The 20,630-nt window shown below is 39.1% G+C and carries 24 protein-coding genes; 10 read left to right on the forward strand and 14 right to left on the reverse strand.

All coding sequences use genetic code 11. From position 1 onward, the window contains the following. The first annotated feature begins 51 nt into the window (after positions 1 to 51). Complete coding sequence (locus RDV53_RS02335) at positions 52 to 804, forward strand: carbonic anhydrase (RefSeq protein WP_032822605.1); 753 nt, start codon at positions 52 to 54, stop codon at positions 802 to 804. 52 nt (positions 805 to 856) lie between these two features. Here RDV53_RS02335 and dapF read toward each other — a convergent pair whose 3' ends face one another. Both dapF and lexA read right to left on the reverse strand, forming a co-directional pair. Beyond that, a complete protein-coding gene (dapF, locus tag RDV53_RS02340) occupies positions 857 to 1,681 on the reverse strand; it encodes a diaminopimelate epimerase (RefSeq protein ID WP_032822603.1) in 825 nt (274 codons plus the stop codon). Between the two features lie 121 nt (positions 1,682 to 1,802). Then, a complete protein-coding gene (gene lexA / locus RDV53_RS02345) occupies positions 1,803 to 2,429 on the reverse strand; it encodes a transcriptional repressor LexA (protein WP_005696887.1) in 627 nt (208 codons plus the stop codon). A gap of 218 nt (positions 2,430 to 2,647) precedes the next feature. Here lexA and plsB point away from each other — a divergent pair, with 218 nt between their 5' ends. Continuing rightward, the gene (gene plsB / locus RDV53_RS02350; protein ID WP_032822601.1) at positions 2,648 to 5,104 is read left to right on the forward strand and encodes a glycerol-3-phosphate 1-O-acyltransferase PlsB; all 2,457 of its coding nucleotides are present in this window, start codon (positions 2,648 to 2,650) and stop codon (positions 5,102 to 5,104) included. Between the two features lie 60 nt (positions 5,105 to 5,164). Here plsB and RDV53_RS02355 read toward each other — a convergent pair whose 3' ends face one another. The 3 genes from RDV53_RS02355 to RDV53_RS02365 form a co-directional block, all read right to left on the reverse strand. Beyond that, on the reverse strand, positions 5,165 to 6,550 hold the full coding sequence (locus RDV53_RS02355) for a DASS family sodium-coupled anion symporter (protein ID WP_005696889.1): 1,386 nt from the start codon (positions 6,548 to 6,550) through the stop codon (positions 5,165 to 5,167). Between the two features lie 163 nt (positions 6,551 to 6,713). Further along, a complete protein-coding gene (gene rraA, locus RDV53_RS02360; protein ID WP_005696890.1) occupies positions 6,714 to 7,214 on the reverse strand; it encodes a ribonuclease E activity regulator RraA in 501 nt (166 codons plus the stop codon). Between the two features lie 45 nt (positions 7,215 to 7,259). Continuing rightward, positions 7,260 to 8,171 carry a 1,4-dihydroxy-2-naphthoate polyprenyltransferase gene (locus RDV53_RS02365; RefSeq protein ID WP_005696891.1) on the reverse strand — a complete coding sequence of 304 codons (912 nt, stop codon included), beginning with the start codon at positions 8,169 to 8,171 and terminating at the stop codon, positions 7,260 to 7,262. Between the two features lie 61 nt (positions 8,172 to 8,232). On the opposite strand from RDV53_RS02365, the gene tsaA reads away from it, so the two are divergent. Continuing rightward, positions 8,233 to 8,970, forward strand: a complete 738-nt coding sequence (gene tsaA / locus RDV53_RS02370; RefSeq protein ID WP_005696892.1) for a tRNA (N6-threonylcarbamoyladenosine(37)-N6)-methyltransferase TrmO — start codon at positions 8,233 to 8,235, stop codon at positions 8,968 to 8,970. A gap of 36 nt (positions 8,971 to 9,006) precedes the next feature. Here tsaA and RDV53_RS02375 read toward each other — a convergent pair whose 3' ends face one another. Then, positions 9,007 to 10,053, reverse strand: coding sequence for an AI-2E family transporter (locus RDV53_RS02375; RefSeq protein ID WP_005696894.1), 1,047 nt, complete (start codon positions 10,051 to 10,053; stop codon positions 9,007 to 9,009). A gap of 94 nt (positions 10,054 to 10,147) precedes the next feature. Here RDV53_RS02375 and arsC point away from each other — a divergent pair, with 94 nt between their 5' ends. From arsC to RDV53_RS02390, 3 genes are all read left to right on the forward strand, one after another. Continuing rightward, positions 10,148 to 10,498 carry an arsenate reductase (glutaredoxin) gene (gene arsC / locus RDV53_RS02380; RefSeq protein ID WP_005696896.1) on the forward strand — a complete coding sequence of 117 codons (351 nt, stop codon included), beginning with the start codon at positions 10,148 to 10,150 and terminating at the stop codon, positions 10,496 to 10,498. Between the two features lie 65 nt (positions 10,499 to 10,563). Continuing rightward, positions 10,564 to 10,818, forward strand: a complete 255-nt coding sequence (locus RDV53_RS02385) for an alternative ribosome-rescue factor A (protein ID WP_005696898.1) — start codon at positions 10,564 to 10,566, stop codon at positions 10,816 to 10,818. A 25-nt stretch (positions 10,819 to 10,843) separates the two neighbouring features. Then, positions 10,844 to 11,140, forward strand: coding sequence for a DUF5377 family protein (locus tag RDV53_RS02390; protein ID WP_005696899.1), 297 nt, complete (start codon positions 10,844 to 10,846; stop codon positions 11,138 to 11,140). A gap of 60 nt (positions 11,141 to 11,200) precedes the next feature. Here the strand turns inward: RDV53_RS02390 and bamC are convergent, their stop codons facing one another. After that, complete coding sequence (gene bamC, locus RDV53_RS02395; RefSeq protein ID WP_005696900.1) at positions 11,201 to 12,202, reverse strand: NlpB/DapX family lipoprotein; 1,002 nt, start codon at positions 12,200 to 12,202, stop codon at positions 11,201 to 11,203. 91 nt (positions 12,203 to 12,293) lie between these two features. Next, a complete protein-coding gene (gene dapA, locus RDV53_RS02400; protein WP_005696902.1) occupies positions 12,294 to 13,190 on the reverse strand; it encodes a 4-hydroxy-tetrahydrodipicolinate synthase in 897 nt (298 codons plus the stop codon). A gap of 115 nt (positions 13,191 to 13,305) precedes the next feature. On the opposite strand from dapA, the gene bcp reads away from it, so the two are divergent. The 4 genes from bcp to RDV53_RS02420 all read left to right on the forward strand — a co-directional run bounded on the left by bcp (position 13,306) and on the right by RDV53_RS02420 (position 15,675). Then, positions 13,306 to 13,773 carry a thioredoxin-dependent thiol peroxidase gene (gene bcp / locus RDV53_RS02405; protein WP_005696903.1) on the forward strand — a complete coding sequence of 156 codons (468 nt, stop codon included), beginning with the start codon at positions 13,306 to 13,308 and terminating at the stop codon, positions 13,771 to 13,773. 173 nt (positions 13,774 to 13,946) lie between these two features. Next, positions 13,947 to 14,399: a TonB-system energizer ExbB gene (gene exbB, locus RDV53_RS02410; RefSeq protein WP_005696904.1), complete on the forward strand. Its 453-nt coding sequence runs from the start codon at positions 13,947 to 13,949 to the stop codon at positions 14,397 to 14,399. Between the two features lie 2 nt (positions 14,400 to 14,401). Beyond that, complete coding sequence (exbD, locus tag RDV53_RS02415; protein WP_005696906.1) at positions 14,402 to 14,878, forward strand: TonB system transport protein ExbD; 477 nt, start codon at positions 14,402 to 14,404, stop codon at positions 14,876 to 14,878. Then, positions 14,875 to 15,675, forward strand: coding sequence for an energy transducer TonB (locus tag RDV53_RS02420; RefSeq protein ID WP_005696907.1), 801 nt, complete (start codon positions 14,875 to 14,877; stop codon positions 15,673 to 15,675). The genes exbD and RDV53_RS02420 overlap by 4 nt, the downstream gene beginning before the upstream one ends. 52 nt (positions 15,676 to 15,727) lie before the next feature. Here the strand turns inward: RDV53_RS02420 and fis are convergent, their stop codons facing one another. The 6 genes from fis to RDV53_RS02450 all read right to left on the reverse strand — a co-directional run bounded on the left by fis (position 15,728) and on the right by RDV53_RS02450 (position 20,619). Further along, a complete protein-coding gene (fis, locus tag RDV53_RS02425; RefSeq protein ID WP_005696908.1) occupies positions 15,728 to 16,027 on the reverse strand; it encodes a DNA-binding transcriptional regulator Fis in 300 nt (99 codons plus the stop codon). After that, positions 16,021 to 17,001: a tRNA dihydrouridine synthase DusB gene (dusB, locus tag RDV53_RS02430; RefSeq protein WP_005696909.1), complete on the reverse strand. Its 981-nt coding sequence runs from the start codon at positions 16,999 to 17,001 to the stop codon at positions 16,021 to 16,023. Before dusB ends, fis begins: the two co-directional genes overlap by 7 nt. 147 nt (positions 17,002 to 17,148) lie before the next feature. Beyond that, a complete protein-coding gene (prmA, locus tag RDV53_RS02435; protein ID WP_005696910.1) occupies positions 17,149 to 18,036 on the reverse strand; it encodes a 50S ribosomal protein L11 methyltransferase in 888 nt (295 codons plus the stop codon). A gap of 12 nt (positions 18,037 to 18,048) precedes the next feature. Then, on the reverse strand, positions 18,049 to 18,924 hold the full coding sequence (locus RDV53_RS02440) for a DMT family transporter (RefSeq protein ID WP_005696911.1): 876 nt from the start codon (positions 18,922 to 18,924) through the stop codon (positions 18,049 to 18,051). 16 nt (positions 18,925 to 18,940) lie between these two features. After that, the gene (gene panF, locus RDV53_RS02445) at positions 18,941 to 20,365 is read right to left on the reverse strand and encodes a sodium/pantothenate symporter (RefSeq protein ID WP_005696912.1); all 1,425 of its coding nucleotides are present in this window, start codon (positions 20,363 to 20,365) and stop codon (positions 18,941 to 18,943) included. Beyond that, positions 20,365 to 20,619 carry a YhdT family protein gene (locus RDV53_RS02450; protein ID WP_005696913.1) on the reverse strand — a complete coding sequence of 85 codons (255 nt, stop codon included), beginning with the start codon at positions 20,617 to 20,619 and terminating at the stop codon, positions 20,365 to 20,367. The genes panF and RDV53_RS02450 overlap by 1 nt, the downstream gene beginning before the upstream one ends. Positions 20,620 to 20,630 lie beyond the last annotated feature (11 nt).

Genomic DNA, 20,630 nt, shown 5'->3' on the forward strand with positions numbered 1-20,630 from the left:
AGAATCAGTAGAATCGATGAGGCATATACCACAAAAAAGGAGAGGTGCCTTATGAAGACTCGTCTATTGCTTTCTAGCTTACTTATCGCATTAAGCGCATCATCATTTGCCCAAACGCATAAAGCGCATTGGTCTTATAATGGAAAAGAAAGCCCTGAACATTGGGGTGATTTGCTCACCGAATATCAAACCTGTAAGCTAGGGAAAGTTCAGTCGCCTGTTAATCTGGAAGCAGATAACGGCATGAAAGTGGCAAATAAACCACTTAAGATGAATTACTTCCCTGCGGAGTATCAAGTAGAAAACAATGGACATACCGTGCAAGTTAGCGTTGCACAAGAAAATGCACCATTTATTACGCTCAACAACAAACCATTTTATTTAAAACAATTTCACTTTCACACACCAAGTGAACATACTTTTAAACGCCAACATTATCCTTTAGAGATTCATTTTGTTCATCAAAGTGAAGATAAAGCATTAGCGGTTGTTGCCGTAATGGTAAATGAAGGTGAAGCGAATCCAGCATTAGCACCAGTCGTTGAAAAAAAACTCACCGTTGGACAAAAAGAAAAATTGGCTCAACAGATTGATATTAAAGCGCTAATGCCAAAAGAGATGGCACGCTTCCGCTTAAATGGATCGCTCACCACTCCACCTTGTAGTGAAAACGTGGCTTGGACCATTTTTAAAGCACCAATTCAAGCAAGCAAAGCACAGATTGCTGCGATAGAAGAAATGGAAGGGAAAAACAACCGCCCAACGCAACCATTAAATCAACGTGATGTGGAAGTTGAACAATAAATAAAAAATGCGTGGATAATCTCCACGCATTTTTTATTCAGATTAGAAAAGATTAAAGGTGAATGTTGCCATCATAGATATGAGTCGCATCGCCAGTCATATAAAGCGGTGAACCTACCCCTTCCCATTCAATAAGTAAGCTACCACCTGGTAGATCAACTTGCACTTTGTTATCAAGTAAACCTTGCATAATCCCTACTGCAGCTGCAGCACAAGCGCCACTGCCACAAGCTTGTGTTTCACCTGCACCACGTTCATATACACGCAACTTAATGTGATTACGATTGACGACTTGCATAAATCCAGCGTTTACCCTTTCCGGAAAACGTTCATGATTTTCTAATAATGGACCTAATTCTGCTACATTAGCCGTTTCAATATTATCCACTTGAACAACGCAATGTGGATTGCCCATTGATACCGCACCACAAAGCACCGTTTGAACATCGGTTCGCAGAATATAATTTTTTTCAAATTTATTGGCAGTAAAAGGAATTTTATTAGGTTCCCAAATCGGCTCGCCCATATTGACGCGAATTTGACCATCTTCTTTTACCGTTAAAACCATCTTTCCTTTTTGCGTGCTTACTGCAATATCCTTTTTATTAGTCAGTCCTTTTAAAGTCACAAAACGCGCAAAACATCTTGCTCCATTTCCACATTGCGACACTTCACTACCATCGGCATTGAAAATACGATAATGGAAATCTAAATCTGGATCATAAGGTGGCTCAACGATTAAAAGCTGATCAAAACCAATACCACGATGACGATCAGCTAAGCGTTTAATGGTTTCAGGGGTAAAATAGGCATTTTGCGTCACAGCATCAACAACAACAAAGTCATTGCCAAGGCCATGCATTTTGGAAAACTGCATGTTTCCTTCCTTGATTTGAAAATTTTTTGGCATTATAGAGAGCAATAAGCCGAATGGCAAATAGCCAGAATAGACAAAGTGCGGTCACAAAACATTTTATTTTCTCACCGCACTTTCATCATTACATCCAAGCGTTATTACGAATGATCCCTACTGCAATCCCTTCAATTTCAAAATGAGGCTGTTCTTCAAGATTCACCACAATCGGTTGAAACTCTTCATTTTCTGCATGCAGATAAATAACAGAACCTTTACGCTCTAAGCGTTTTACTGTCACTTCATCTTCAATTCGTGCGACAACAATCTGTCCATTTCGCACATCTTTTGTGCTATGAACAGCAAGAAGATCGCCGTCTAAAATACCAATATCTTTCATGGATTGGCCATATACTTTTAATAAAAAGTCAGCTTGTGGTTTGAACATATTAGCATCAACACGATAAGTACCTTCAATATGTTGCTCAGCCAAAATTGGTTCCCCTGCAGCCACGCGACCAATGAGCGGTAAGCCTTCTTCTTCCTCATCATTTGCACTGTCATCAACAATGCGAATACCGCGAGAAGCCCCCGCCACAATTTCAATAGCGCCTTTACGAGCAAGCGCTTTTAAGTGTTCTTCCGCCGCATTAGGGGATTTAAAGCCTAATTCACGAGAAATTTCTGCACGAGTTGGCGGCATACCCGTGGTTTCTAAATGTCGTTTTAAGAGTTCCAGCACTTCTTGTTGTCTGGCAGTTAATGGTCTCATATACACTCCTGTTACTTTATACAGAATAACTGTTAGTATATACAGAAAGATAACGATTGCAACAACTATTTTCTGGAGGTAAAAGTGCGGTCAATTTTTTTCATATTTTTGAGTGTTCATCATAAATCTCAAATGTAAATTTTTAGAATTTGACTGGTCGAATGTGTTAAAATGCCCGACAATACCTAGAAATGTCTAACAAAAAGAGAATATTAATTATGTCTGGCATCGTAAGTACTTATCGTAAATTATTAGAATTACCGCTTTCGGTTTTAGTAAAAAATAATCCTATTCCAGCTCAACCCATCGAAGAGCTTCAACTCAATATCAATCAACCTATTCTTTATGTTTTACCTTATACCTCTCAAACTGACTTCGTGATTTTCCGTCGTAACTGTTTAAGCGTAGGTTTACCTGATCCGGCTGAAAAGAATGTGATTGATGGCGTAGCATTACCACGTTATGTCTATTTAGACGAAGGTCGTCGTTTTTTTAAATCAAAAGGCGCAAAAGATGAAACGGTCAAGGTGTTCAATAAGTACTTAGAATTGCATCGTGATATTGCTGATTTAGATGTGCAACTGATCCCGGTTTCTGTGCTTTGGGGGCGTTCGCCTGGTAAAGAAGATAAAGCAAGCTTACCAAATCTGCGTCTATTGAATGGCATTCAAAAAACCTTTGCAGCAATTTGGTTTGGGCGTGATACCTTTGTACGTTTTTCTCAAGCGCTCTCTTTGCGTTACATGGTAAATGAGCATGGTTCAGATGAAAAAATCGCACAAAAACTTGCTCGTGTGGCTAAAATACACTTCGCTAAACAACGCATTTCGGCAACAGGCCCTCGCCTACCAAACCGCGAAGCAATGTTTAATAAACTCTTAAATTCCCAAGCGATTCAAAATGCGATTGAAGATGAGGCAAAATCAAAAAATATCAGCCGTGAAAAAGCCTATGCTGAAGCTGAAAAAATTCTTCATGAAATCGCTGCAGATGTTAGCCATTCAAGCCTTCGGGTAGCTGATCGTTTCTTACGTTGGTTATGGAACAAACTCTATTCAGGTATTAATGTACAAAATGCGGACCGTGTGCGTAAACTGGCACTAGAAGGACATGAAATTGTTTATGTGCCTTGTCACCGTAGTCACATTGACTATTTATTACTTTCTTATGTGCTCTATCACCAGGGTCTTGTACCGCCACATATTGCAGCAGGTATTAACTTAAACTTTTGGCCTGCGGGACCTTTATTCCGTAGCTGGGGAGCATTCTTTATTCGCCGCACCTTTAAAGGTAATCGCCTTTACTCTGCAATTTTCCGTGAATATTTAGGGGAATTATTCCACCGAGGTTATTCCGTTGAATACTTCATTGAAGGTGGTCGTTCTCGTACAGGTCGTTTGCTTGCACCGAAAACCGGTATGATGTCGATGACGCTACAAGCGCTTCAACATAACCAAACTCGTCCAATTTCTGTGGTGCCAGTGTATATTGGTTATGAGCACGTATTAGAAGTGGACACTTATGCTAAGGAATTACGTGGTGCCGCAAAAGAAAAAGAAAATGCAGGCTTAGTTTTACGTGTGATTAAAAAATTGCGCAATTTAGGCCAAGGTTTTGTGAATTTTGGTGAGCCAATCACACTGTCAAATTACCTTAGCCACCATTATCCTGAATGGAAAGAACAACATCATGAAGATAAACCGCTGTGGTTTAACCAAGCAGTGGGTTCTATTTCTAATCAAGTGATGATAAACATCAACAAATCGGCAGCAGTCAATGGGATGAATTTAGTGGGGACAGCACTCCTATCTTCTCGTCAGCGTGCACTTTCTCATGAACAGTTATTAGAACAACTCTCTAGTTATCAAGAGATGTTAAAGAATGTCCCGTATTCTACTGATGTGGTGCTTCCAACTGATACACCAAAAGCGATGCTTGACCACGTATTAAGCTTAGATCGTGTTGGCGTGTTAGTTGAAAAAGATAACTTTGGGGAAATTATTCGTTTAGAACGTAATTCTGCTGTTCTCATGACGTATTACCGAAATAATATTCAACACTTATTTGTGTTGCCTTCACTTGTTGCGAGTATCGTTTTACATTATGAAGCAATCCAAAAAGATTTATTATTGGATGCGGTACGTAAAATTTATCCATTCTTAAAAGGTGAACTCTTCCTTCATTTCAATGAAGAAGAATTAAATACAAAAATTAAAGCCATTATTGATGAATTTGCGCGTCAAGACGTTATCCAAGCCAATGATAATTTCTTATCTATCCACCGCTCTAAAGTGCGTATTTTACAACTTTGGTCTGCCGGTATGCGTGAAATCTTACAACGTTACTACATCACTGTGAGTATTTTACGTAAAGATCCTGGAATTGCTCGTGGCTTATTAGAAAAAGAAAGCCAATTAGTGGCACAGCGTCTTTCTGTATTACACGGTATTAACGCACCGGAATTCTTCGATAAAGCCGTCTTCTCGGCCTTCATTGCTAACTTAAAAGAAGAAGGTTATTTCGATGATGAGAAAGAAAAATTACACGAACTTGCTACAATCTTAGAGTATTTAATTTCTAGCGAGATTTGCTTAACAATCAACGGCGCGGCAGATAAAGCAGATGAAGTTGAGATTGAAGTAGAAGAAGAGGATAAATCAAATAAAGATGAATAATCTTTACTGAAATAATAAAAGGGCGTGTTGAATATCCAACACGCCCTTTTCTTTATATGATTAATTCAACCAGAAATAATATCCTATTGTCGCGATAACGAGTATACACACAATATTTAAGATAAACCCAGCTTTCACCATATCACTCTGACGAACATGTCCCGTACCAAATACGATTGCATTTGGCGGTGTCGCCACTGGTAACATAAAGGCACCAGAAGCACCTAAACCGATGATTAAGGCAAGACCAATTTCTGGCATACCAAGAGATTGCGCGATAGAAATAAAGATTGGCACTAATAATGCTGCACTCGCAGTATTGGACGTAAATTCAGTTAAGAAAATAATGAAGGTTGCGACCAATAAACCAATGAGATAGTAATGTTGTCCTTGAACTAAGAATACAATACCGTCAGCTAATACTTTACTTGCACCAGAATCTTTTAACACGGCGCTTAAAGTTAAGCCACCACCGAAAAGCATTAATACACCCCAGTCCGTGCTTTCTTGGATTTGTTTCCAATTTGCCACACCAGTTGAACAAATAATGACAGCAGCAAGCAATGCGACAACGCTATCAAAACTACCGATATTTTTAGCAAGACCAAATACACCTGAAATGATTGGATTAATATAACTACTAAATACCCAACAAAGCGCAATGAGACCAAAAATCACAAGCGTTAAAACACGTTGGCCATTCATTTCAATACGTTCAAAGTTTTGTTCAAAATGTAAATGAAGTCTTGGTTTAAAGACAATGAAAAGTGTACCAATCATCAACGGCATCAAAATGAGCATAATTGGTAAACCATACCATAACCAATCAGAGAAAGTTAAATGTAAGTTACTTGCAACGATAGCATTTGGTGGGCTACCTACTAATGTTCCCATACCACCAATACTTGCACTATACGCAATCCCTAATAAGACGAAGACATAAGTATTATGTTCTTTTTCTTTATCAAGTTTGCTTAAGATCCCCATCGCTAAAGGTAACATCATGGCAGCTGTTGCTGTGTTACTCATCCACATGGAAAGGAAAGCAGTAATAGCAAAAAGATACATCACAGCGACAAACAAATTACCACGTGCCATTGCCATGATTTTATTGGCAATCATTTTATCGAGTTTTTGTATGTGCAAAGCTGTCGCTAAAGCAAAACCACCAAAGAATAAGAAAATGGTTGGATCAGCAAACGCCACTAAAGCTTGTTTGGTTGTCACCAAATCAAGTGCAATCGCAAGCAATGGCACCAATAGCGCGGTAACTGTTACATGTAATGCTTCAGTTAACCAAAGGATTGCTACCAAAGCTAATAATGCTAAACCTGCATTTTCCTTAGGTGCAAAAGGTAAGGCTTTAAGTAAAATAAAAAAACAGGCTATCGCTAGCAGAAAGATAATCCCACTTTTATAATTTTTTGTTGTGTTTGTTTCGTTCATGAGTCCCTCCAAACTGATTACAGATGAACTATTTTCGATGTTAAATGAATGTTAAAAACTTTCAACTAACAAATGTTTAAAATGTGATCTTGTTCAAAAAAATTTTGACAAAAAAAGTGAGGTTATTTCTAACCGCACTTTAAAAAGGCCTATAATTTCAAAATTATTCTTCTTCAACGTCTTCTAAATCTAATGCTTCTTGCGAAAGAATAATTCCTGTTAAATCGGCATAAATATAGTCTTCAGGGAAGAACGTCACACCACCAAAATTGACTGGAAGATCGCTTTCACCCTGATTATTTTCATCTGCACCAACTGGAATTGGAGCTAACGCATGAATACCGATATCGATATTTTCAAGTTGTTGAATTTGACGCACTGCACCATAAACAATAATGCCCGCCCAGTCATTATCTGCAGCAAGCTGCGCAAGCTCGGCATCAATTAAAGCACGGCGTACTGCACCACCGCCATCTACGACAAGCACCCTGCCTTCACCATTTTCTTCAAGGATCTCGGCAATTAATCCATTATTTTCAAAACATTTTACTGTCGTCACTTTGCCGTAGAAATTGCTGACGCCACCAAAGCTAGAAAAAATTGGCTCAACCACATCTACTTGATCAGCATAAATATCACAAAGTTCTGAAGTATCGATATACATAATGTACCCCTTGTCGTTAAAATTTTTTCTCTAGTATAAGCCGATTTAGCCGATAAGCAAGCCTAAACTAAACAAGATATTGATAAATAAAGAAATCATAGACATCTGAGCCAACATCGGACGCAACACTGCGGGCTCTTTGCTGCGATAAACAAATAATGCGTGTTTTAATAACAATGGAAATGCCAATAAAAATAAGAAATGCCAAGGGCTAAATGCTGTTGATACCGCAAATAACACATAACATAAAGCGGCAACGCTTAATAAAATACAATGATAAATACGTCCTTTCTTCGGGCCAATACGCACAACCAGAGTATTTTTCCCTACTTTCGCATCTTGCTCAATATCACGTAAATTATTGATATTTAAAACGGCTGTTGCTAATAAACCTGAGCCTAATGCAGGTAAAGTAATTAAGCTATCAATGCTGTGAGTTTGTAGATAGTAAGTTCCCCCTACACCTAATAGTCCAAAAAAGAGCAACACTGACAGATCGCCTAAACCTAAATAACCATAAGGCTTCGCGCCTACGGTATAAGTAATGGCAGCAATAATGGCAAGAATACCCAAACCAGCAAAAGCCAATAAATCAGTAAGACTTTGATATGCGATACCAATTAAGGATGCACCTGAGAAAAACGCTCCCACCGCCATTAAAATTAAGCCCCATTTAAGCTCATTCGCAGAAATTGCACCTTGCTGAATACCACGTAAAGGCCCAATACGTTCTTCAGTATCTGACCCTTTTTGATGATCGCCGTAATCGTTAGCAAAGTTGGAAAGTACTTGCAATAAAATGGTAGTGAGCAAGCAAAGTAACATCACGGTGAGATTAAAACTTTCTTTATCTGCCCAATATGCCAATGCTGAGCCGGTAAAAATAGAAGCTAATGCCAAAGGCAAAGTTTTTGGGCGAGCGGTTTCCCACCACATTTTCAATTTATGATTTGTCATTTTTTTTGACCGCACTTTTGATTACAATAAAGGGCGTATTCTACACGGAAATTGCCTTTTTATGAATGATTTAACACTGACGCTTCACCCAATTGCGGTGATTCACACGCCTTACAAAGAAAAATTCTCGGTGCCACGACAGCCAGATTTAGTACAGGATGGCATTGGTATTGTGGAACTGCTCCCTCCGTATAATTCGCCAGAAGCTGTACGAGGATTAGAGCAATTTAGCCATCTTTGGCTTATTTTCCAATTTGACAAAGTACCCCATGGGAAATGGCAATCCACCGTTCGCCCCCCTCGTTTAGGCGGCAATCAACGTGTCGGCGTATTTGCTTCTCGCGCTACACATCGTCCAAATCCGCTAGGCTTATCCAAAGTAGAATTACGCCAAGTAGAATGTATTCATGGACGTGTTTTTCTACATTTAGGATCCGTGGATCTTGTCGATGGTACACCTATTTTTGATATTAAGCCTTATATTGCCTATGCTGATAGTGAACCTGAGGCAAAATCAAGTTTTGCGCAAGAAAAACCACCTGCAAAATTAAACGTAGAATTTACAGAAATCGCCCAAAGTGCGGTAGAAAAATATCACAAAAACCGACCGCACTTAGCGAGATTTATTACAGAAGTGATCGCACAAGATCCCCGCCCAGCTTATCAACAAGGTAAAGAAACCGATCGCATTTACGGCATTAGTCTGTACGAATTTAACATTAAATGGCGTATTAAAGCGGGGACAACAGACTGTGTCGAAATTCTGGATATCCAAAAATTAAAAGAACAAAAAAGCTGAGTTTCGTCAGCTTTCTTTTTATCGTTTTAATCCTGTCTAATCCGGCAATGCATTTATCACAGCTTTGACGAGCGTTGCCAATGGAATCGCGAAGAATACGCCCCAGAATCCCCATAATCCGCCAAAAATCAGCACTGAAATAATGATTACTAAAGGGTGTAAATTAACGACTTCAGAGAATAAATACGGTACCAACAAGTTTCCATCTAGAAGTTGACTCACCGCAAAGGCCACAATTAAATACCAAAACGTTGGGGAAATGCCAAACTGGAACATGGCCACTAACGCAACAGGAATCGTCACCAATACCGCGCCGATATAAGGCACTAATACAGACAACCCAACGGCAACAGAAAGTAAGAGCGGATAATTCAAACCAAAGCTTAAAAAGATGATGTAAGTCACCACGCCGACAATCAAAATTTCCAACAGCTTACCATGAATATAATTCGCAATTTGTTGCTGCATTTCATTCCATACTTTAGAGGCTAAAAGACGATTTTTAGGTAAAAATCGGCTCACGCCAGCAAGAAGCTCAGTTTTATCTTTCAGCATAAAGAACATCATTAATGGCACTAAAAACGCATAAATACCCAGTGATACAAGGTTCATTAATGAGGTAATCGACAATTTCACCGCTGATTCACCGAAGCCCAAAATCTTCGCACGCGCCGCACTAAAAAAGGTGTCAATCATGGTGTAATCGATGAGTTCAGGATAATGCTCAGGAAGGGCTAATAACCATTCATGTAACTTATTGAACATGGCCGGCAAATCGCTTAATAAGGAAATCGTTTGATTCCATAATGTTGGCACTAGTCCGAAGAAAATTAATAACGCCAAGGTTAGAAAGCCACCAAAAATAATTAACGTGGCGAGCATTCGGGGAAATTTTAATTTTTTCGTCAGGAAATTAATCGGCATTTCCAATAAATATGCTAATACAATGGCAATCAGCAACGGGGCGATTAAATCACTAAAGAAATAAATCGCAATAAAGCCAAATAACAAAATGGCAAGTAGCCCCATCGCCTGCGGATCGCTTAAGCGGCGGCTATACCAATTTTTTAGCATTTCAAACATAAAGTCTTCCTAAACAAGTATTTTTTGTCATTATAAGTTAAAATTTAAATCAATCCTATATCCACTCATTCAACATAAAATAGAAGGAAACGTTATGTCTGTTAAGATTTACCATAATCCGCACTGTTCAAAAAGCCGTGAAACCTTAGCTTTATTAGAAGAAAAAGGTATTCAACCAACTATCGAACTTTATTTACAACAACACTACTCTGTTGAAGCATTACAGCAACTGGCGAATAAATTAGGATTAGATGATGTCAGAAAAATGATGCGTACCAAAGATGAGCTTTATCAATCATTAGGGTTAGATAATCCAGCATTAACTAAGGATGATTTATTAAAAGCCATCAGTGAAAATTCAGCCCTATTAGAACGCCCGATTGTGGTAAAAGGTGAAAAAGCTAAAATTGGACGACCACCTGAAAGCGTACTCGCCATTTTGTAATTCTGTTCATTTTCGCTATAATGACTTGCCGTGAACCACTTCACGGCAATTTTTTAGAGGTAAATATGACGAAAAAAACAAAAAGTGCGGTTGAAAATCAGCCCATTTATCGACACACCAAAGGTGTTGTGAAAGATAATGCCGTGATGGCACTATTGCACGACAAATTATTCCGCCAACGCGTTGAGAAAAAACGTAAAGGTAAAGGCAGTTACCAACGCAAAGCAAAATATGCGAGCAATTGCTTTGAAAAGCCCGATGATAAAGTTTTTAATTTCAGAAATTTTATCATCGGGTTTTTCGTTTCAATTTCAGTATAAAAAATAACAAACAGAGGAAGTCTATATGTCAATCAAAACAGAAGTTTTATTTAACAATACTTGGAATGTCCGTATCAGTGATCCGGGTGAAGAGGGGGCTCAAAGCCATTTTTTTGAAACCATTTATCTCACGCTCACGGCTTATTTTGAAGGCGAAAATGTACGTTATGAATTTGTGCGTAAAGTAGAAGATCAAATAAAAATCAAACGCTCATTTACGGAATTAGGTGAGTTATTCAAATTCTTAGGTGATTATTTGGATCCTGTTTCTCTTGGTAACCTAGGCGTAAAAATTGGTCACTTAGGCGTGAAAGCCGAATAAATCTTTTCCAATAAAAAAATGCGGTCAAATTGAACCGCACTTTTTATTTCTCAACTCATATTATTGTGCAAGCAATACACTTAATGCTGAATACAAGGATTGAGCCGCTTCATTTGGTAGTGTCTTGCCGTCTTCATCAGTGATCACAACCGCACTTTGTTTACCCACTGCGGAAATTTGCATTCGGTAAACACCTTTTTCTAGATTAGGCGGATTCACACCTAAACGTAACCACTCTTGTTTATCCAATGGTTTATATTTCAATTCGCGATAACCACGACCGGCTGATTCAGATGTTGTGTTAAAGCCTAATTTCGGTAAAGTTGAACCTAAACGTTGCCATGCTTGGCCAAAACTTGCATCCATACCTAATGCCATTCTACCGTTCGTATCAGTAATTAAACCTGATTGGAAAGGTCCTGCTGAGGCATTATTTAAATCTTGTTGTTGCTTGTTATAAGCGTTAGTGAGCGCAGCAACAAAACGATTTAAACGATCAGACGCATAACGTTGTTTATCTGCTTGATCTGGGGTGTAAATCACACCATCACGACGCATTTGCTCCACAGAAACCGCTAACGCACTCGCATCCTGAGCAGTAACTTGTTCAACTTTATAACGGATCTCTGTATTGGCTTTATCATCTGCACGACCTGTTGGCGCCCAATCGCTAATTAATACCGCACCATTTAAAGTTGAATTCGTGCCTTCTTCTTTCAATAAACGCTCAATTTGTTTGAGATTATAAAGCTCTGCTTGCGCATCCGTATAAACAATCAATGCGCGTTCGCCATCAAATTGTGTCAACGAATTTTTGATAATCGCTAATGGGGTTGAAGGCGGACGAATATCCACGCGTTCTTTTTTCACATTAAGCTGAGGAAGCTCATAAGTAGGATCGGCTTGCGGCAATGTTACACCACCACTTGCTAAGGGGGAAAAGCTCGGTATTTCACGATCAGCGTTCTGATAAGTGTCGTTAGCCGTCTGCATTTTTTCTACGCTGTTTGAACACGCTGATAACAATGCTACCGAGACCAAAGTGAGTACAATCTTTTTCATTCCTTAATCCTTCCAATAAAAATAATGACCGCTCTTTGACAAATAAAAAAGTCGAAAGTTTAAAGGGCTGTAAAAACAACCCTTTAATTCATTAAATTAAGCCAGCAACTTTTAATGCTTCTTCTACTTTTACTTGAGCGCTTTCGCTTAACACAGTAAGAGGTAAACGTAAATGTGGAGTCTTAATTAAACCTAAACGATATGCCGCCCATTTAACCGGGATTGGATTTGATTCAATAAATAAATCTTTATGTAAAGGCATTAAACGTGCATTAATTTCTTCCGCTTTCGCAAAATCGCCCGCTAAAGCATAGCGACACATCGCGGCCATATCTTTTGCTGCAAGGTTATTTGTCACAGAAATAACACCCTCTGCGCCTAATTTCATCGCTTCTAACCCTGTGGCATCATCTCCACTTAACACAATGAAATCTTTACCGGCTAATTCTTTAATCGCCGTGATACGAGTTAAATCGCCAGTTGCTTCTTTAATCCCAACAATATTCTCAATTTGTGATAAACGAGCCACGGTTTCCGGTTTCATATCACTACCGGTACGACCCGGCACATTATAAAGAAGTTGTGGTAAATCTGTACATTCGGCAATGGCTTTAAAATGTTGGAACATGCCTTCCTGAGTCGGTTTATTGTAGTAAGGCACTACAGATAAACAACCGGCCACGCCACTATCACGTAATAATTTTGTCATCACGATAGCTTCGCTTGTTGCATTGGCGCCGGTGCCTGCGATAATTGGGATACGACCTTTTGCTAACTCAACTGTCTTTTCTATCACTTTCACATTTTCTTCAATGCTTAATGTTGCAGATTCTCCTGTTGTGCCTACCGATACAATAGAATTAGTACCAGCATCGATATGAAATTCAATGAGTTTTTTTAATGTTTCAAAATCAATATTCCCGTGGTTATCCATCGGGGTTACTAAAGCAACAATACTGCCTGAAAATAAAGGTTTTTGCGTAGTCATAAGTACTCCATTCACATCTATTCTGCATTTAATAATAATATTTGAAAATACTCAGTTATAATCGCTAAAATAGTCTGAATTTACAAATCATTTTTCACATTTTTAAGGATTTTTTATGAAAAAATTACAAGTGGGTGATTTAGCGCCGCAATTCACACTCTTAAATCAAGACAATCAACCTATTTCACTCAGCGATTTCAAAGGTAAAAAAATCCTCGTGTATTTTTATCCAAAAGCCTTAACACCAGGCTGTACAACCCAAGCCTGTGGTTTGCGTGATGCCAAAAGTGAACTAGAAAAATTAGGTGTAGTTATTTTAGGCATCAGTACAGATTCCCCTAAAAAACTCGCTCAATTTGTTGAGAAAAAGTCACTCAATTTCACTTTACTTTCTGATGAAGATCACCAGGTTGCCGAGCAATTTGGTGTATGGGGCGAGAAGAAATTTATGGGGCGCACTTATGATGGTATTCATCGTATTAGTTTCCTCATTGATGAACAAGGTAAAATTCTGCACGTTTTTGATAAATTCAAAACAGGTGAACATCATCAAGTTGTCCTAGATTACTTACACTCTCTTTAAAATACTGCTCAAACAACCGCACTTCTGTGATTTATCTCAAAGTGCGGTCAAAAAATCGTTCATTTTTCTAATTTATATTTACGCTCTATTTTCCATTTGGTAAAATTCCCAATCTAATTGAAATTCATTCTCAATTAATTTTGAGTTTTTATTAAACATTCAAGGACTATCAAATGCTACAACTTTTTGAGTTTTTACAACAATACAGTGATTACATTATTATTGGACTTCTACTTGTTATGAGTGTAATCATGCTTGCGGCCGTGATTGAGCGTTTTATCTTTTTAAAGCGTGTGGACGTAGCAAAATATTCCAATATTCACGCACTTGAAATTGATTTAAATCGCAATATGACGGTGATCTCCACTGTCGGTGCTAACGCACCTTATGTTGGTCTATTAGGTACGGTAATTGGAATTTTATTAACTTTCTTCCAAATTGGCCATGGTGATGGCGAAGTCGACGCAGGTGCTATTATGATGCACCTTTCTCTTGCATTAAAAGCAACCGCACTTGGTATTTTAGTCGCTATTCCGTCTATGATGTTCTATAACGGCTTAGGTCGTAAAGTAGAAGTTAACCGATTGAAATGGAAAGTATTAAACGCTCAGAAAGATAAGGAATAATCGTGAAAAAATTTGATGAAATCAACATTATTCCTTTCATCGACATTATGTTGGTGTTATTAGCGATAGTGTTGGTCACCGCATCCTTTATTTCCCAAGGAAAAATTAAGGTAAATGTGCCCAAAGCGAGTTCAACGGTCGCATTCAAGTCAGATGAATTAACAAAATTATTAACGGTTACAGCTGACAAGCAACTTTATTTTAACGATAAGCCTATTTCACAAGAAGCGCTTGAAAAAGAAATTATGGGTTGGAATAAAGATCAAAAAGTAACGTTAAAAATTGATGCTGAAGCTTCCTTCCAAGATTTCGTAACCATTACCGATATGTTATCGAAAAATGAAATCAAAAATGTTGTTATTGTTTCCATGAAAGATAAAGGCGCTCCAAGCAAAACAACTCAAGGAAATGAATCAAAAAATACGCCTGAAGTAGGTGGAGTTGCAAGCGGAGGCGTTGGAGTAGGACGTAGTCAATGAACAGCCAACAAACCAAACGATCATTATTAGGTTTGCTTATTTCTTTATTGATTCATGGTAGCATCCTTGGTGCGTTATTTTGGAACTGGCATACGCCACATGAAGCTGCGAGCGATGCGCCAGGTGAAATATCCACAACGATTTCAATGGAAATGATTCAAGGAATGCGAGTGGAAGAACCGACTCCAGAGCCGGAACCTGAACCTCAACAGGCAGAGCCTGAACAGGAAAAACAGGAAACTGTCGCGGATCCGACAAAGCAACCGGAACCCGAGAAGAAAAAAGAGCCTGAGAAAAAGCCAGAAAAACCAATTGAAAAACCGAAACCAAAACCGAAAGAGAAGCCCAAAGAAAAACCTAAAAATGAGGTAAAAACAGAGAAACCGGTAGAGATGCCAAAGAATTTACCGATTGGTGATAAGAATATCAATTCAACAGCTACGGCGAATTCTAAAGCAACGACTACAGGCCAACCTGGTACAAATGGTGTTCAAGGTGGTTCTGGTACTAATACGGATGAACTGAATGCTTATCGTGCAGCGATTCGACGTGAAATTGAACGCCACAAACGCTATCCCGCTCGTGCGAAGATGATGCGTAAACAAGGCGTGGTGAGTGTGAGTTTTAGCGTGGGAGCAGATGGTTCCTTGTCAGGAGAACGTGTAACAACGTCCTCTGGTGATGAAAGCTTAGATAATGCAGCGCTTGAGGCTGTGAGAAGTGCGAGACCTGTTGGTCCCAAACCCGCGGGATTTGCTTCTTCAGTCAGTGTACCAATTAGCTTCACTATTCAATAGATAAATAAAAAGGCGAACAATAATGTTCGCCTTTCTTTTTGCTAAGCTTAAATTAGCCCATACCGTATTTTTTCAATTTCTTACGCAATGTACCACGGTTAATACCGAGCATATTCGCTGCACGGGTTTGGTTACCGCGGGTGTATTGCATAATCATATCTAACATCGGGTGTTCAACTTCCGCTAATACTAATTCGTAAAGATCATTCACATCTTGACCATCTAATTGCGATAAGTAATTGCGTAAAGCTTGTTTTACTGAATCACGTAATGGTTTGTTTGTTACTTGTGATTGAGAGTTTAAAACTGAAACGGTTAACGCTTCAGACGGACTACGTTGTTGTTCTAACATTTTTCTTTATCCAAAATTGAATTTAAAAAATCTTCCAGCACAATTAACTGCTCTTTCGGTTCATTAATTGCGTTAAAAGTCTGTCTAAAAACGGAATCGGGTTGAATTCCCTGTAAATACCAAGCGACGTGCTTACGGGCTATTCGATAGCCTTTTTGCTCGCCATAGAACTGATGAAGTTCTTGAATATGACGCAAAATATGACCGCACTTTTCACGTAAACTTGGTGTTTGAATTATCGTATCATGTTCTACTAGCGCTTCCACTGCTTGGAAAAGCCACGGATTGCCTAATGAAGCACGACCGATCATTATTGCATCGGCACCTGTGTACTCAAGTACCTTTTTCGCTTTCGAGGCAGAATCAATATCACCATTCGCAATAACAGGAATTGAAATGGATTGTTTGACTGCTCGAATATTGTCGTATTCCGCTTCCCCTTCAAATAAGCATTCTTTCGTCCGCCCATGAATGGTTAAAGCTTGAATACCAGATTGTTCTGCAATTTTGCCGATTTGCACACAGTTTCGGTTTACTTTATCCCAACCTGTGCGAATTTTTAACGTCACAGGCACATCAACGGCATTCACCACTTCTTTTAAAATTTTTTCTACTAAATCAGGAAATTGAAGCAGTGCAGAGCCCGCTAATTTTCGATTTACTTTCTTTGCGGGACAGCCCATATTGATGTCGATAATTTCAGCACCATAGGCTACATTAATTGCTGCAGCTTGGGCCATTTCTAAAGGATCAGAACCTGCGATTTGCACCGCATTTAATCCTAGCTCTTCACTATGTGCTAAACGAAGTTTCGATTTCTCTGTATGCCAAACTTGTGGATTAGTGGACATCATCTCTGAAAACGTTAATCCCGCGCCATAATGGGCACATAAACGTCGAAAGGGTTGATCCGTGATACCTGCCATGGGTGCCAATAAAATACGATTTTTTAATTCATAAGAACCAATTCGCATTTTATGTTATCCCCAATTACAAGTCCTATCTCCAGCAAGTCAGGCAACAATAGCAACCGACAAGGGGTGTTATATTACGCATTTTTCTTTTTTTTGCAAAGTGAATTTTGTTCAAAAAATGCACTTTTTTTAATTGACAAAAAGAAATTAAGCCGATTTTAATTTACCTGTAATACGGCACCATTCCTCTTTTACTGCAACAGGATCTAAATCAAAGGATTGTGCATAAGCATCGCATACCGATTGTGCTTGTGTTTCTAAAATGCCGGATAGTCCTAGATCCCCACCCTCTTTCACTAATTGAGAAATAATTGGGTAAAGTTCTTTTAATGGACCCGCAAGAATATTCGCCACAACGACATCCGCTTTTAAATCGGCAGGTTTGTCATCGGATAAGAAAAGCTGAAGACGATCTGCCACCCCATTCTGTTCCGCATTATTACGACTGGCGAGAATCGCTTGTGGATCGATATCAATACCAATCGCATTTTTCGCGCCTAATTTAAGGGCAGCAATGGCAAGAATCCCTGAGCCACAGCCAAAATCAATGACGGTTTTGCCTGTTAAATCCAAACCATCTAACCACTCTAAACAAAGTGCGGTTGTCGGATGGGTACCTGTCCCAAAAGCTAAACCAGGATCAAGCATCACATTCACCGCATTTTGATCCGGCACTTCACGCCAGCTTGGGCAAATCCATAAACGTTTACCAAATTGCATTGGGTGGAAGTTATCCATCCATTCACGTTCCCAGTCTTTATCCTCAATTTGCTCAATTTTGTAAGCCGTATTTTCATCTAAATGATGTGCTTGTTTAAGCAAACTCACAATTTCGTTCATATCGGTTTCTGCATCAAACAAGGCAATCACATCAGTATTTCCCCACAAACGCGTTTCGCCCGGAAGTGGTTCAAAAATCGGCGTATCTTGGCTATCCATAAATGTCACCGAAACTGAGCCAATTTCTTCTAAAAAGTCGCTAATTTTCTCGGCTTTTTCATTTGTACTATTTAAGCGAATTTGAATCCACGCCATCTTCTTTTCCTTTTAATTAATTTCTTTATGTAACCATTTCGGTAATAAACTTACGCCTAAGGCTGAAACCACAATAATGATAATCCCAAGCGCTGAAACAAGTGAAACCTCTTCGTTAAGTAATAATACCGCTAAAAAGACACCAAAAATCGGCTCAAGTGCGGTCAAAATTCCCGAGATTTTTGCATCTACTGAATTTAAGCCTTTATTCCATAACCAAAAGGCAAACCAACTGCATGCTACGCCAAGATAAATCAAACCGAAGAAACCAAGCCAGTTAAAATGGATATCCCAGTTTTCAGTCATCAATAAAGTAAATGGCAGCATGGTGATAGTTGCCAACACAATTGAAATGGATGTATAAGCTTGTGCTGAAACCGTTGCCACCACTTTTTTCGTCCAACGTAAACAACAAGCAAACACAATACTTGCCGCCACTACTAAGGAGCAACCCAATAAACTAATTTCACTTGAGCCTTCATTGCCTTGACCACCTAAAATTAAAATAGCCACGCCTAAAAAAGCAAAAGCCCCACACACCCAATGATACCATTTCGCACGATCTTGAAAGAAAAAATGCCCTATAAAAATCACACATAACGGCTCTAATCCAATCATGGTCGTTGCGCTCGCCGCGCTCGTATATTTTAAGCCAATAAATTGCAGCAAAAAGGTCGCGGTATAATTAAAAAAACCTAACCACCAAAGCTGTTTTCGCATAGGTTTAGACACGCCTTTCCAACGACGAAAAAAGAGCGGCATCACAATAATCGCCGCCATGAATAAACGGGCTTGAATCATCAAAATAGTATCCATCATTGTGAAGGTGTATTTAGCGGCAACAAAGGCACTACTCCAAATAAACAATGCGAGGATCTGGTAAATCATAAAGTGCAGTCCATTTTTACTGTTTTTTAGCGCCTAATTGATTGCCTAAGATAAACGCAACCAAACCAAATACAAGCGCGGGGACAATGGCATTAAAACCAAATAGTTTGATACCAAATTGAGTCAGCAGCACATAACTGCTTAATCCCACTACCATTGAACTTATTGCACCGGCAGCATTTGCTTTATCCCAATAAATGCCTAATACAATCACCCAAAGGAATGCTGCTTCTAATCCCCCAAAAGCAAATAAATTCAACCAAATAATCATATCAGGTGGATTGAGTGCTGCGAGAATTAGTAATGCCGATAAAATCAGCGTGATGACTGATGAAATACGGCTAATTCGTTTTTCATTCTTCGCCGCTTCTGGTTTGCTTGCAAGATATAAGTCTTTCACAAAAATTGAAGAGGATTGAATCAGTTGTGCATCGACTGTGGACATAATCGCAGACATCGGTGCTGCTAAGAAAATCCCTGCAACAATTGGCGGAAGCACTTCCAACATTAAGGTTGGAATGACTTTATCTGATACCGTTAAATCAGGCACAACCGCACGTCCTAAAGCACCCGCCAAATGCATACCAAACATAATGACTGAAAGGACAATCGTACCAATAAGCATCCCTCGATGTAAGGCTTTACTATCTTTGAAAGCCATGCAACGCACGGCTGTATGTGGCAAACCAACTACACCAAAACAAACTAGAATCCAAAAAGATGCCATAAATTGAAAATCAAGCATCTCATTCGGACCGTAAGGGCTCACTAAACTCGGATCAATTTCAGTTAATTTATTGACCGCACTTTCTACACCACCGAGATGGTAAACCACCCCGACTAATAGCACGATTGTCCCCAAAATCATTACCGTACCTTGAATCGTATCCGTTAATACGACCGCTCGGAAGCCACCAATAAATGTATAAATACCAACTGTTAAGGCAAAAATAAGTAACGCGTGAGTATAAGGAATCCCTATCGTGGTTTCGAGCAATCTCGCCCCACCAATAAATTGCACAACCATGGCAGCAAAGAAGGCAAGCAACAATGCTAGACTGGAAATCCATACGAGATATTTATTTTTATAACGATAGAGAAATAAATCATTAATGGTGAGCGCATTAGTTTCACGAGAAAGTAATGCAAATTTTTTACCTAATGCACCTAAGGCTAACCAAACAGCCGGTACTTGGATCATGGCGAGCAATACCCAGCCTAGCCCATATTTATAAGCAGCCCCTGGTCCACCAACAAAAGAACTGGCACTGGCATAAGTGGAAGCCGTTGTCATCGCAAGCACAAAGCCCGTCATGGAGCGATTTCCCACATAATACTCCGTAAGGAAATCACCTTTACTGCGTTTAACATAAGCAAATAATGCCGCGCCAAAGATGAAAACTAAGTAGATAACTAAGGGGAGAATAATACCTAAATTCATTATTTATTCTCCTTTGACTCAACGTCTAGTGGAATATCTAAAAAGACAATTTTGACAATCCAATACCCAATGACTACAAACAAAATGGGTAAATAAATGCAGGATAATTCAAACCACAACGGAAACCCTATCGGCCCAGACGAGTTTTTTGGTAGATAAGCACAAACACACCACCCAATCACGTAAAGAATGGCTAACCCTAATGCCCAGCGCGCCTCCTTGGTAGCTTGTTTATATCGTTGTGATAAATTCATTATTAACTCCT

Origin of the sequence: Haemophilus parainfluenzae ATCC 33392 (assembly GCF_031191205.1) — a bacterium.
Classification (GTDB): domain Bacteria; phylum Pseudomonadota; class Gammaproteobacteria; order Enterobacterales; family Pasteurellaceae; genus Haemophilus_D; species Haemophilus_D parainfluenzae.